Here is a 14,411-nt window from a genome sequence, read left to right on the forward strand (position 1 = left end):
ACGAACTTATCATGCTCGTAAACCACTAAATAAAGATTAAAATAAATAAAAAAAACTAAGTTTAAAACTTAGTTTTTTTTATTTATTTAAACATTTCAAAGATTGTTTTAATCATTACCCCGGTACCATGGCCGTTTCCGGTATCAGCTGTTCCGGCAATATCTAAATGAATATATGGTTTATCTTCTACAAATTCACATAGAAAGGCAGCTGCTGTTGAACTTCCTCCCATTCTTGATGGTTCAGCATTTGTTAAGTCAGCAATAGGAGTTTGACGCATTACTGCAATATTGTCTTCATGAATTGGCATTCTTCAAATTTCTTCGTGTGAATTTTCACTAGCTTTTTTAAATTCTTCATATCATTCATCATTATTAGCAAAAACTCCGGTCATAAATCTTCCCAAAGCAACTAACATTGCTCCAGTTAAAGTTGATGCTTCAATTAATTTATTAACATTTAATTTACGAATTGAATAAGTAATTCCATCGGCTAAAACCAGCCTTCCTTCAGCATCGGTGTTATCAATTTGAACTGTTTTACCGTTCATTGAAGTTATTACTGATTCTGTTAAAGTAGCTTTGCCCCCAATGCGGTTTTCTGTTAAACAAGCAACAGCTGAAATATTCACTTTTGCTTTTGCTTTTGCTAAAGCTAAAACTGTCGCACACATAATAGCAGCTCCTGACATATCAAACTTCATCCCAACTAGCGCATTTGATGGTTTTAGGTTATATCCTCCACTGTCAAAAGTAATTCCTTTTCCTACTAGACCTACTTTTTCTTTACTATCTGGATTACCATGGTATTCAAGAACTACAACTCGAGGTTCTAAATAACTCCCAGCGTTAACAGCCAATAATAATCCCATTTTTTCTTTTTCAATTTCTTTTTTATCTAAAATTGTAATTTTTAAATTTGGGATTTTTTTAGCCTCTTCTTCAACTTTTTTTGCAAAGATTTCAGGATACATTAAATTTGGGGGAGTATCTTGTAAGATTCTTGCAAAATTAACATATTCCATTTTTGTTGTAATTTCCATAAATTTATCATTTGCGTTAGGGCAATTATGAACTAAATTATAAATTACATCTTGGTCTTCTTTTTTATTTGTTGTTTTTAAACTATAGTTTTTATTTAAACTATAATATAAACCTTCTGCTAATGCTTTAAATAAGTGACCATTGGGTTCAGCATTTTTTTTAAAACTATCAACATCAATATTAATATTGTATTTATTAGTTTTAGTAAAATTAGTAATAAACTTATATGCTGTTTTGAATGTTAATGGTTTTTCAAAATAAACATAAATAGTTTTATCTTCAGAAATTAAAGTTGCTCTTTCATTTTCTTTAATTACTAAATCGTTTACTTGATCATTTTCAAAAATAGCTTTTAATGTTAGATCTTGTTTCTTATCGTTTAATACAATCATTATTTACTCATCCTTCTTTCTAAATAATCTAATATATAAAATTATAGCATTAAAACAAAGCACTATTTACTATATAATCAAATTATTTGAGATATAATAAGACTTAGAATAATATTTTATGCAAATAAAGGAGAAAATAGAAAATGAAAAGAAGTGAAGCACCAGCCCAGTATAAATGAGATTTTACAAATTTATACCCCACAATTGATGATTGAAAAAAAGATTTAAAAATTATTGTTGAAAAGTTAAAAGAAATTATAGCATTTAAAGGAAAATTAAATAATAAAAACATTTTTAAAAAATATCTACAGTTAGATGATGAAATTGATTTAATTGCTAGCAAATTAGGGCAATATTTACATATGGGTGATATTGATACAACTAATTTAGTTTATCAGGAATTATCAGGAATCTTTGCTAATACTATTAATGAACTTTCAAGTCAATTAGCTTTTATTTCTCCCGAATTAAAAGCAATTGGTGAACAAACTATTATGGGATGAATTAAGGCAGATTCTGATTTACAAAAATATGAATATGGATATCGTAAATTCTTCCGTGAAGCGCAGCATATATTATCTGAACGGGACGAAGAAATTTTATCATTAGTATCACGTAGTCGTGGGGCAGCTTATGATATTTATGATTTATTAGCATATGCTGACAAAAAACCAGCTTATGTAAATTATCAAGGGAAAGAACAAGAATTAACTCAAGCTTTATATAGTGAAATTACTGAAGAGACTGACCCACTGAACGAACAAAAATTAAGAGCAGAAACAGCAAAATTATTTGTGCAACATTTAACGGATAAAAAACATTCCTTTGCGAGAGTTTATGAAGCAATTTTACAAGGAAGTGTCGAATCAGTAAAGTTAAGAGGCTATAAAAATACTTTACAAGCAGCATTATCAAGTGATGATGTTACCGAAGATATTTATGAAAGTTTAATTAAGTTTGGTCGACAAACAAGTCATTTAAATGTTCGCTATAATGAAATTTTGAAAAAATATTTTAAATTTAATAAATATTATGCATCAGACAGCCGCATAAAATTAGTAAAAAATGTACCTAGTGTTAATAAAAAATATTCAGTTGAAGAAGCAAAAAACATTATTCGTGAGTCATTAAAAATGTTAGGGCCAGAATATTTGAGCCAATTAGAGATTGCGTGAAGTGATTATCGGATTGATTATTTTGAGGATACTAATAAAAGAGCCGGTGCATATTCATCAGGAGGTAATGGTGTTGAGCCAATTATTTTGATGAACTGAGATAATACAATCTCATCGGTTAATACATTAGCACACGAAGCTGGTCACTCGGTACATACCTTACTAGCAGATGCAAATAATCCGCGCCCATTATCAAACTATCCAATTATTTTAGCGGAAGTAGCTTCAACTGTTAATGAACACTTATTATTTGATTATTTATATAAAAATGCGCAAAGTGATGATGAAAAAATTTATTTATTGCAAAATCGCATTGAAGAAATTACGGGGACTTTCTTCCGACAAATTCAATTTGCTGATTTTGAATGAACTGCCCATAAAATGGTCGAAAATAATGAGCCGCTAGATGCTGATAAGTTAGCAGATTTATTTGAAAAAATTAGTAATGATTTTGGAAGTTCAGTCTTTGATAAGTATGAAGAAAATTCAAAACCGTATGGGTGAACAAGAATCTTGCATTTCTTTAATTCACCATATTATGTTTATAAATATGCAACATGTATTGTTGCCTCATTCAAACTATATAATGATGTTTTAAATAATAATTCTGCGACATTAATTAACTTCTTAAAACAAGGGGGTCGCAAGGAACCATTATTAATTTTAAAAGATATTGGAATTGATTATACTGATGAAAAAGTTTACGATGGTTTAATTAATAAATTAACTTCCTTAATTGATGACTTAGAAACACTATTAAATAAAAAAGGAAATTAAAATTCAATGCCTTTTCGGGCAGGGATTTTTTCATAAAAGTAGTGTTTGATTAATTTAACATTACTTACTAGATCAACATTATCAATTAAGTTTTGGGTAATATGATGCCCGGAAAAAGCCAATTCAATATTTGGCTTTTTTGTTTTGATAACCGTAATTAATTCTTCTTCAGTTATCAAACCATTAACAATGCATCCTAATAATTCATCCACAATAATTAAATCAACATTATCACTCTGAACTAATTTTTGCAAAGTAGCAAACCCAGTGCGCATCTCTTCTTTTAAGATTGCTTTTTCTTGGTCATTCATTTCCCAAAAGAATTTTTGACTAGAAGAATAAAAATCGTAAATTTCCAAGTGGGGATGATTAATTTGTTCAAAAAATAACATTTCTCCTGATTGACGATTTTTTAAAAATCGTAAATATTTAACATTTCAATTATAACCAAGTGCACGAATTGTCATTCCGTTTAAAATAGAAGTTTTTCCTTTACCATCGCCATAATATATATGAGTATAACCTTTTTTTTGCATTTTACTAAACCACCTTTCTTAGTTATATTATAGAATAAAAAAATAATCCAGGAAGGATTATTTAATCTTTTATTTTGTGGGGCATTTGATAAGTTTTATAAGTTGTTTGAGCACGGATAATAGCATCAGGATCAGCTAATAAAATAGTTTCTCGCACTCGTTTAAAACTAATTAACGAAATAGTAATCATTACAATGTAATTATTATCTGAAAATTCGTTATTAAGATTTTTAGAAACTTTTCAGATGGTATTATTACGATAACCATTTTCTCGTAAACGGTCAATGATCACTTGGGGATTGCTTGTAATCACCATCAAAGTTGTGTTGCGGTATTTGGGGAAAATTTTATTTGAGACAATCCCACAGACAATAATAACCATAAAGGCCGCAAAGAACGGTGCTGAGAAATAGAAGGTAATAAAATCAGGGTTAGGCGTTGGTGTTTTAACTGCATAACTCATTGCCCATGTTATTAACATTACTAAGGTATTAACTAGGATTGAAACATTCCCAACTGGTTTTTTCTTTGTTCTTGAAATATAGTTATTTACAAAGTCTGTTCCCCCTGGACAGGCATCACCAATGTATAAGAAACAATATCCAATTCCGTTTAGAATCGCTCCAATTAATCCAAAGAAGAAAATTCATAAATCTCGAACACTAGACTTATCAATATCATTTAGATTTTGTAAAAAATGGAAGTCTGTTGAATTAATAACAGGAATACCATGGTAATCTCCAATCCCGTTAATAATAATATGGAAAGCCGTTTGACAGACCATAAAAATTAATGTATTTATGGTAAATCTCCGACCAACCATTATTCAACTGAAAATAATTAAAGGGATATTATTAACAATGTAAAAAACGTAATACATTAAGTTAGCATTATTAATATTTGAATCATTTAATGGAGGGAAAATATATTGGGCAAAGATTTTCCCGACTGCTCCCAACCCCGGTGGAAGAACTTTTGAAGGAGTTAAGAAATAATCAAAAGCAATAGTACAAATTAAACCAGCTAAAACAAGATAGATATAACCTTTATTTTGTGTTTTTTTAAGATAGTTTTTTGCTTCGAGTGATAATTCATCTTTTTTGATTTGTTCTTCATTATATTCGCTCCGAAGAGCGCTGATTTTTTCTTTGACACCTAATTTATTTTCAAGTTCAACAAGTTGTTTTTCATAAGCAACTATTTTATTAACAAATTTATTAATAATTTGCTTTTCTTTGTAGTCAAATTGTTCTAATTGTAACTTTAATTTAAATTCTTTTGACTGATCAGGGTTCTTACTTAATTTTAATAATTTTTGCTCTAGTTGATTTTTATATTCGGTTGTTTCATTAATATATTCTTTCATCATTCGTTCTGTTTGCCGAATATTTTTCTTAATATTTTCGTAGAGTTCTTCATCTGCTAGTTTTTGCTTTTTCGTTTCTTTCAATTTAATCACACTCACTCTTTTATTAATACAATAACAAAGTTATTATATCCCTTTTTATTATTTTTGTTCTTAAAAATTTTCATAATTTATTAATATTTATCTAAAAAAATGTTTTAATTAAAAAGAGTATAGATAAAAAAAGATAGTAAGGATTGAAAAAACATGGAAACCAATAGTTTACTTTTTTTAAGAGCCGTTGAATTAGCAGTGATTGCTTCTTATGAATTAGTTGGAAAACAAGATAAAAATAACCTGGATAAAAAAGCTGTTGATATTATTAATTTATTATTAACTAACCATAATGCCAAAGCTAAAATTGCAATTGGGGAGGGGGAATTAGACGAAGCACCCATGCTTTATCAAGGGCAAACTTTTACTAATAATCATCCCATTACAATTGATATTGCAGTTGATCCCATTGAAGGAACTGCTCCGGCTAGTAAAAATGAAGAGGGTTCAATTTCTTGTATTGCTATCGCTAAAAACGATTCAATGTTACAAATTCCGGAAATGTATATGGAAAAATTATTTATTGCTAAAAAAGATGAGGGGCATATTGATTTTACAAAAGATATTAAGTGAAATTTAGATAATTTATTAAAAATTAAGAAATCTTTAAAAGTTATCATTTTAGATAAACCTCGTCATCAAGAAATTATTCAATATATGGAAGCAAATAAAATAAAAGTTATTCGTATTAAAGAAGGAGATGTCTTAGGAGCTATTGATGTTGTTTTAGGGCGGGCAGATTTATTATATGGGATTGGTGGTGCTCCCGAAGGAGTCTTAATGGCTTCTTTGGCAATTGCTACTAATCATATTATGTTTAATCGGTTAGTACCATATCAACAAATTTGGCCATCAGAGAAGGAAACTACTGAAAGAATGAAAATTGAAGCCAAGGGAATGCAACTAAAAAAATTAAATTATGACTTAATTTTACGAGAAAATGATTTAGTAAAAGATGATAATACAATGTTCTTTGCAGCTAGCTTAACCGGCGGCGCATTATTAAAACCATTAACAGTTGAAAACAATGAATTTATTGTTAATTCATTTATTGGGTATAATAATATTTATCATCAGATTGTGTCAAAATATCCAATTGTTAGGGATATTAAATATTTATTAACTGAATATAGTTTTTGCAAATAATTATTTAAGTAATCTTCTATAATATTATTTTCTGACTGCTATTTTAAAATTGTTTTAATTTTAATTCTTAGATATAATTATAATATGTAATTGAATAATGAGGTGAGAGTCAGATGGCCGAAAAAACAATGGCAGAAATTTTAGCCGCCGCCAAAAAAGCTAAAACAGCAGTGGATAGTGAAAAAATTGAAATTGTTGATGGTGAAACTTTTGATTTGGCAAATTTAACCTTAGAACAAAAATTAAAATTACGAAAGGCAGCAAATAATCCTGCTGATCCAAATTATCAAATTTGATTACAACTAAGTAGAGAAAAAACGGGAAATTGACAAAAAATTGATAAAAAAGATATCAAAAATTTATCAGAAGATGACAAAAATGAGTAAGAATGATCTTATTCATTTTTAATTAAAATTAAATTGCTATTTTAAGATAAAGGTCTATAATTAGTGAAACTAAAACTCAGGAGATGAGAATTAGTTTTAATTAAAATTAAGAGAGAAATTTATTAGAGGTATTATTATGGTTAATCATATAGTATTTTTAGCAAATGATAGTTTAAGCATTTTAAATCAAATAGAAAATTGGCATCCAATTAAGTATTTTATTTGATTTATTTTTTTATTAGTAGCAACAGGAACCTTTTTTGGAGCAAAATTGTCCTCAACATATTTATCGGCCCTTACCCAACGAACACGGTTAGGAACTGCCGTAGCCGGAGGGATTATTTTGTCTTTTATTAGTGCAAGTCCGGAATTAACAGCTGCCTTAGTTTCCGGAATTATTGGACATCCAGAGTTATCGGTATCTGATGTAATTGGCTCAAATTCAGTAATTACTTTTTGCTTAGCATTAGCAAATATTATTTTTTTAAGAAAAAAATTATTTGCTAATACAACCAAATGAAATAACATTATGATGTGGTTATTACTAGGATTTGATTTATTATTAGTAATTACCTTAATTCCAATTAAGGAATTTGCTTTTATGCGAGTTACAATTTCAGGTATCCGCTTGTCGTGAGTTAACTTAGTAATTTTTATTGGTTATATCATCTTTTTTGTTTTATTTACTAAACATGCTAGTAAAGAACAAACTGCCGAAATTGATTTAGATACTGAAAAAGTAGCCATGAGTCATCTAAAGTTAAAACGGATTTATACTATTTTTGGTTTGGGAACAGGATTAATTATTATCTCTGCCTTTTTATTAACTTTTACAGTTAAAATAATGCAAGCACCCAGTGTTTATAATATTCCCTCGACTTCGGCGGGGGATGTATTATTAGGATATGTTACAGGCTTACCAGAGTTAACACCCTTATTCTTTTTAGCAAAATTAGGACAAGGAACAATGGCCATTAGTGCGACAGTGGGCGCAAATTTATTTCATTATTTCTTTAATTTCTTTTCAGATATTGCTTATTTTAACGAAGGAGAGTATAAAACTATTGCCACAACTAATCTTCGCTATGAATATTTCTTAATAATATGTATTGAAGCGTTGTTAACAGGATTACTAATTTTAAATACGCGGAAAAAAATTAGTAATAATAAAATAATGTTAATAACAATTAGTGTGGTTATTATGTTAGTTTATGCAATTGGCTGAATTGCCAATATTGCCTTAACTTCGACAAATGTTATAATTAAGTAAATTAAAAGAAAAAGCTAATTAAGAGGAGGAATGTTATGGCCAAAAAAGCAGTTAATTGATCAATGATAATTACCTTAATAATCGGAATTGTCCTTGTAGTAGTATTAGGAGTTGTGGTTTGATATGTTTTAAAAGTTAAAGCGGAAGATACCGGAAATAAGTATAGTGCTTGCCTTTTATACGAAGAGCATTCTCCTGATAAAGTTAGTTCTGATCGTGGTGGAAAAGCGGAATTAATTCGCCAGTTACAAGATCCTAATTTTAAAATCTTACAAAAACAAAAGTTAAATTATAATGATTTTACAACAGATGATTTTAATTTAATTAGGGCTTGTGAAAGTAATATGGTCTATAAAGCTAATCAAACCGCAATTAATAGTTTCCAAGGTTTATCAACTCCAATTGTTTTCAATAGTGTCGCTGATTTAGAAAGCGAATTGAAAAATAATTATGATTTAGATTTTACTAGTTTAGTTAATTCAACAACTGGTGATAAAATTGCTTTTGCCAACAATACCCTTGATTTTTTTAATAAACTTAATAACTTATATGGAAACAAGATGTTAAAATCAATTTTATATAATCTTGAAACAGGTTCCATGGTTGATCCCCAAGTTGTTGCGGTAACAAAGTTTGGGGGCTGAAGTTCATATGGGGTTTATCAGTGCATGGTGTTAGGACCCCGCGCAGCTGATGTTAATTTAGCAAGGCAACAATATGATATTGGCTATTGGTCAACAAAAATGGATATTAATACCTTAGTGCATGAAATGGGTCATGCAGTATCAAATTATTCATTAACTTATGCATCTGATCGTCAGTATTTTAATAAAAACCTTGGGGGCATTCCTACTTGTCAAAGTCTTAATGATGGTAATCCAACAAGAGTAAGAATTTATAACGAAAGCCCCAATGATTATTTAGTTCGTTATTTAGGACAACGTGCGGGGATTGGGAATGGTTATCCTTTGCAACAAAAATTGGCGGCTTGGTCGTTTGTACAATCTGGTTATGGTCGTGAAGGTAGTGATACTGGTGGGAATGGTGAATTATTTGCCGAAGCTTTTGCCCAATGACTTTTAACACCAGATAACCAAAAAGGATTAAATTGGCAAGTATTAAATGATTTTTATACCAATGGGTTAAAACAAGAATATGCTTTGTAATAAAAAAGTTTGAATCTAAGATTCAAACTTTTTTATACTTCTTCACCATTTAATAGTTTTTCAAGATAATCACCAACGCCACCCTCATTATTTGTTAAATGCGTAATTCCACGGGCAAGTGCTTTTAAGTTATCATTACCATTTTTCATTGCAATTCCATAGCCGACTGTTTGTATCATTTCACGGTCATTCATTTCGTCTCCAAAAGCAATGACATCGCGGATGTCAACATTATAATATTGAGCTAAGATATTAGCCGTAAACCCCTTGGAAACTAATTTATTATTAATATTTAACATAATAGTATTACTGTTTAGTTTTTTCCCAATATTAATTCGAACTGAGTTTTTATAAGTATCAAACATTCTTAAAACTTGGTCTTTATCATTATCATTTTTTAGATATAAGGCCATATTACTAGCTGGTCCTTTTCAATTATCAAAGGGGTCCGTGATGAAGTATTCATCATCAGCCACATCATCTAAATGGAAGTAGTTTTCAACTGCTTCATCTTTTTTTCAACAAATTGCTTTATCATAATGTTCAATCAAAATGTTATCTAATGAGTTTTTAATTTGGGGATTATTAATAATGTCCATAATTACATCATATGAAATTGAAAAAACAATTCGTTTAAATTCCCGTTTTAGTGGATCGTGAATATGCCCCCCATCAAAATTAGTCAATAAGGTTGTTAGACCTAATTCTCGATAAAATCGGATACTAGCGCGGTGTGGTCGTCCAGTAATAATACAAATATGGTGCCCATCATTAGTTGCCTTTTTTAATACTTCAATTGTTTTGGGGTGAATTGATGTCCCATCATCCATTAAGGTAGTTCAGTCTAAATCAATTAAAATTAAGCGTTTTTTATTTAAGTGTTGTAATTTCATTGTTACCTCCTCTGTTATTCGCTTGCTACAATACTTATTATATAATAAGGGAATATTTTTGCTAAAAAAAGATAAAAATTTAGCACTTAATAATTGACAATGCTAATGAGGATTGGTATGATATAAGTGTTATTAGCACTTATCATAGTTAATTGCTAATTGACAATTGTCATGTTTATTATTGATAAAGGAGGTATTTATTATGGAATTTACACAACAATATGAGCCGGGGAAAGATCCTAAGGTCCTTGATAAGTATGCTAAAAATTTAAATAAATTAGCCCACGAAGGAAAAATGGACCCTATTATTGGTCGTGATGATGAAATTAACCGGGTAATTAGAATTTTATCAAGAAAAACAAAAAATAACCCTGTGTTAATTGGTGAACCAGGTGTTGGGAAAACTGCCATTGTTGAAGGACTAGCCCAGAGAATTGTCAAAGGTGATATTCCAAGTAACTTAAAAAACAAAATTATTTATGAACTGGACATGGGAGCCCTAATCGCGGGAGCTAAATATCAAGGAGAGTTTGAAGAAAGATTAAAAGCAGTAATGAATAAAGTAAAAGAATCAAATGGTGACATTATTTTATTTATTGATGAATTGCATTTAATAGTTGGGGCTGGAAAAACGCAAGGAAGTATGGATGCTGGTAATTTACTAAAACCGTTACTAGCCCGCGGAGAACTCCACTGTATTGGGGCCACAACTTTAGATGAACACCGCCAGTACATTGAAAAAGATGCTGCCTTAGAACGTCGTTTTCAAAAAGTAATGGTTAATGAGCCAACAATTGAAGAAAGTATTTCAATTTTGCGGGGATTAAAAGAACGTTTTGAGTCATACCACGGGGTTAAAATCCATGATAATGCCTTAGTTGCTGCCGTAAACTTATCATCACGTTATATTACTGATCGTTTTTTACCAGATAAAGCAATTGACTTAATTGATGAAGCATCAGCAACTATTAAAACGGAAATCGCTTCAGTTCCTACAGAACTAGATAATTTAAACCGGAAAATTTTACAATTACAAATTGAAAATGCAGCTTTAAAAAAAGAAACAGATAAGGCTTCGAATGAAAGATTAGTAGATGTTAATAATGAATTAAAAATTTTGCAATCAAAACAAGAAGTTTTACATAAACAATGAACAAAAGAAAAAGAAAGCATTACGCAATTAAAACAAGTGAAATCAACGGTTGAGCAGTTAAAAACAGAATTAGAACAAGCCCAATTACGCGGTGATTTTAACCGTGCGGGGGAAATTCGCTATTCATTATTACCAGCTTTAGAAAAACAACTAGAAGAGCAAGAGAAAAAAGCATCTGAATCCCATCTTTTAAAAGAAGATGTCACTGAACGTGAAATTGCTTCAATTGTTGCAAAATGAACTGGAATTCCGGTTGACCGCCTAGTTGAATCTGAAAAAACAAAATTATTAAGTTTAAATAAAATTTTACGAAGAAGAGTTAAAGGGCAAAATGAAGCGATTGATGCGGTTAGCGATGCGATTTTAAGAAGTCGTAGTGGAATTAAAGATCCTAATAAACCAATTGGTAGTTTCTTATTTTTAGGACCAACTGGAGTTGGGAAAACCGAAGTTGCTAGAAGTTTAGCATATGTTTTATTTAACTCAGAAAAACAAATGGTTCGCTTAGATATGTCAGAATATATGGAAAAACATTCAGTAAGTAAATTAATTGGGGCCCCACCAGGTTATGTGGGTTATGAACAAGGTGGTCAATTAACAGAAGCTGTTCGTCGTAGTCCATATTCAATTGTCCTATTTGATGAAATTGAAAAAGCTCATCCTGATATCTTTAATATTTTGTTGCAAATTTTAGATGAAGGACGAATTACGGATAGTCTTGGTAAAACTGTGGACTTCCGAAACACAATTATTATTATGACCTCAAATATTGGTTCTGAATACTTATTGTCAGAAAACAATGAGGGAGTTGGTCAATTAATTCAGAAAGAATTAGCTCGTAAATTTAAACCAGAATTATTGAACCGGATTGATAATGTTATTATCTTTAATGCCTTATCAAAAGAGGTTATCAAAGAAATTGTTGATAAAGAATTAACTGAATTAACAACCCGAATTGAAAATACAAAAAATATTCGAATTAGTTTTTCTGATGATATTTATCAAAAAATTATTGATGAAGGTTATGATCGGGAATTTGGAGCCCGTCCAATTAAACGCTATATTCAAAAAAATATTGAGACAGTAATTGCGAAAGCAATTATTAGTGAAGAAATCCAAGAAGGAAAATCGTACACAATGGCTGTTGAAAACAAAGAAATTGTCATTAAAAATAGTTCAAAATTAAATTAGCACTTGTAATATTAGAATGATAATTTATAATATTAATTGTTAGCACTAAACTGTGCTAATTGCCAAAATTAATTTTATTGAACTATAGGAGGTGTTAGCATGTTAACAACAAGACAAGAAAATATTTTAAAATGTATTGTTGAAGAATACACTAAAACAGCACAGCCTGTAGGAAGTAAATTTATTATGGAATCACCATTAATTGATGCCTCATCAGCAACAATTAGAAATGAATGTGTTATCTTAGAAAAAGAGGGCTATTTAGAAAAAGAACACACTTCCTCAGGAAGGATTCCTTCAACAATGGGTTATCGCTATTATGTTGATAACTTAATGGATAGCAAAAATATTGATGATATTAAAAATCGGATTGAAGGATTATTTGCTAACCGTAATATGTCAATTAATGATGTATTAGATCAAACTGGTAAAATTCTAAGTGAAATGACAAACTTAACAACAGTTGTGGTTGGTCCTAACATTGAACAAGAATCACTTAAAAAAATTGAATTATTACCAATTAGTAATGATCGCGCTGTTGTGGTCTTTGTGTTATCCAACGGTCATGTTGAAAACAAAATGTTTGTTACCAACGAAGATTTTTCAATTAGTGATCTTAAAATATCGATTGAATTATTTAATGATCGCTTGGAAAATACCAAGATTAATGAAATTGAAAAGAAATTTGATCTTATTCGTCCAATCTTAGAACAACAAGTTAAGCATTATGAAATGATTTTAAAACAATTTGCAAATGCCTTAACAAGTATTGTTAAACCAACCTATACAACCCACGGCATGCAATATATGTTGCAAAATCCTGAATACAATAATCCCGAGCGGATTAAACAAATTGTTAAATTTATTGAGAATATTTCCCCCTTTGATTATTTCCAAAAACAACAATCAAAGGAAAAAGAAAACAAAGTAAGTGTACAAATTGGGAAAGAAACAGGATTTAACAATGATGATGTCGCTTTATTATCAACTACTTATAGTGTTGATAATATCCAAGAAGGGGGGATTGCTTTGGTCGGACCCAAAAGATTAGAATATGACAAGGTTTATGAAATTTTAGAATGATTATCGGATAAAATAAAAGAGGTTTATAACAAATAGAAAAGAAAGGTGAGAAGTGAAATGTCAAATGAGAAGAGAGAAAACTCATCACCAAGTCAATTAAAAGAAAAGATTGCCCATTTGAAAGAGGAATTAACAAAAGTTAATGAAACTTTTCAAGAGCAACTAAAACAACAATCACAAGATGTTAGTTCTGAACAAGAACCATCAACAGAGCAACAACCATCAGTTAAAGAAGAAAAAGTTAGCCCGATGATTGTGATTGAAGAATTAGAACGAGAAATTGATTTATTATTGAAAGATAACGCCCGACTTCGTGAAGAAAAATTAGTAGTATTAGCGGATAGTGAAAACTTAAAACGTAGAGTTCAAGAAGAACAGGCAAATATTCGTAAGTATCGAGCAGCCGGAATTGTTGAAAAATTATTACCAGCCCTAGACAATTTTGAACGAGCGCTACAAGTTGAAAATGTAACTCCCGAAGTTAAAAATTTCTTAATGGGATTTGAAATGATTTACAAATTAATAAAACTAAGTTTTGGTGAAGAAGGTATTACAGAAATTGAAGTTAACGTTGGCGATGAATTTGATTCAAAAATTCACCATGCAATTGAAATTGTTGAAACTGGCGAAGTTAAGTCAGGCCAAATTGCAAAAGCCCTACAAAAAGGATATTTAATTCATGATCGGGTTTTACGACATGCCGCTGTTAACGTGGAAAAATAATATAGAAAAAAGAATTAA

Annotated in this window: 12 protein-coding genes; 8 read left to right on the forward strand and 4 right to left on the reverse strand. The window is 30.0% G+C overall.

Annotation, left to right across the window (positions count from 1 at the left end; all coding sequences use genetic code 4):
* Nucleotides 1-82 precede the first annotated feature (82 nt).
* Entirely contained in the window at nucleotides 83-1,435 is a 1,353-nt protein-coding gene (locus SERIO_RS00795; RefSeq protein WP_047791033.1) for a M17 family metallopeptidase, read from the reverse strand.
* A gap of 143 nt (nucleotides 1,436-1,578) precedes the next feature.
* On the opposite strand from SERIO_RS00795, the gene pepF reads away from it, so the two are divergent.
* A complete protein-coding gene (gene pepF / locus SERIO_RS00800) occupies nucleotides 1,579-3,387 on the forward strand; it encodes an oligoendopeptidase F (protein ID WP_047791034.1) in 1,809 nt (602 codons plus the stop codon).
* Here the strand turns inward: pepF and SERIO_RS00805 are convergent.
* Nucleotides 3,384-3,923, reverse strand: coding sequence for a cob(I)yrinic acid a,c-diamide adenosyltransferase (locus tag SERIO_RS00805; RefSeq protein WP_047791035.1), 540 nt, complete (start codon nucleotides 3,921-3,923; stop codon nucleotides 3,384-3,386). The two genes, pepF and SERIO_RS00805, sit on opposite strands and share 4 nt — an antisense overlap.
* A gap of 61 nt (nucleotides 3,924-3,984) precedes the next feature.
* A complete protein-coding gene (locus SERIO_RS00810) occupies nucleotides 3,985-5,373 on the reverse strand; it encodes a YitT family protein (protein WP_047791976.1) in 1,389 nt (462 codons plus the stop codon).
* 162 nt (nucleotides 5,374-5,535) lie between these two features.
* On the opposite strand from SERIO_RS00810, the gene SERIO_RS00815 reads away from it, so the two are divergent.
* The 4 genes from SERIO_RS00815 (at nucleotide 5,536) to SERIO_RS00830 (ending at nucleotide 9,350) form a co-directional block, all read left to right on the forward strand.
* Nucleotides 5,536-6,528, forward strand: a complete 993-nt coding sequence (locus tag SERIO_RS00815) for a fructose-bisphosphatase class II (RefSeq protein WP_047791036.1) — start codon at nucleotides 5,536-5,538, stop codon at nucleotides 6,526-6,528.
* Nucleotides 6,529-6,641: 113 nt separating this feature from the next.
* On the forward strand, nucleotides 6,642-6,914 hold the full coding sequence (locus SERIO_RS00820; protein WP_047791037.1) for a hypothetical protein: 273 nt from the start codon (nucleotides 6,642-6,644) through the stop codon (nucleotides 6,912-6,914).
* 136 nt (nucleotides 6,915-7,050) lie between these two features.
* Nucleotides 7,051-8,184, forward strand: a complete 1,134-nt coding sequence (locus SERIO_RS00825) for a sodium:calcium antiporter (protein ID WP_047791038.1) — start codon at nucleotides 7,051-7,053, stop codon at nucleotides 8,182-8,184.
* 35 nt (nucleotides 8,185-8,219) lie between these two features.
* Nucleotides 8,220-9,350, forward strand: coding sequence for a hypothetical protein (locus SERIO_RS00830; protein WP_047791039.1), 1,131 nt, complete (start codon nucleotides 8,220-8,222; stop codon nucleotides 9,348-9,350).
* Nucleotides 9,351-9,382: 32 nt separating this feature from the next.
* Here the strand turns inward: SERIO_RS00830 and SERIO_RS00835 are convergent, their stop codons facing one another.
* Entirely contained in the window at nucleotides 9,383-10,243 is an 861-nt protein-coding gene (locus SERIO_RS00835; protein ID WP_047791040.1) for a Cof-type HAD-IIB family hydrolase, read from the reverse strand.
* A 202-nt stretch (nucleotides 10,244-10,445) separates the two neighbouring features.
* Between SERIO_RS00835 and SERIO_RS00840 the strand changes: the two genes are divergently transcribed.
* From SERIO_RS00840 to grpE, 3 genes are all read left to right on the forward strand, one after another.
* Nucleotides 10,446-12,587, forward strand: a complete 2,142-nt coding sequence (locus tag SERIO_RS00840; protein WP_053040799.1) for an ATP-dependent Clp protease ATP-binding subunit — start codon at nucleotides 10,446-10,448, stop codon at nucleotides 12,585-12,587.
* Between the two features lie 99 nt (nucleotides 12,588-12,686).
* Entirely contained in the window at nucleotides 12,687-13,706 is a 1,020-nt protein-coding gene (hrcA, locus tag SERIO_RS00845) for a heat-inducible transcriptional repressor HrcA (protein ID WP_047791041.1), read from the forward strand.
* A gap of 21 nt (nucleotides 13,707-13,727) precedes the next feature.
* The gene (grpE, locus tag SERIO_RS00850) at nucleotides 13,728-14,393 is read left to right on the forward strand and encodes a nucleotide exchange factor GrpE (protein WP_047791042.1); all 666 of its coding nucleotides are present in this window, start codon (nucleotides 13,728-13,730) and stop codon (nucleotides 14,391-14,393) included.
* Nucleotides 14,394-14,411 lie beyond the last annotated feature (18 nt).

Source organism: Spiroplasma eriocheiris, from assembly GCF_001029265.1.
Classification (GTDB): Bacteria; Bacillota_I; Bacilli_A; order Mycoplasmatales; family Mycoplasmataceae; genus Spiroplasma; species Spiroplasma eriocheiris.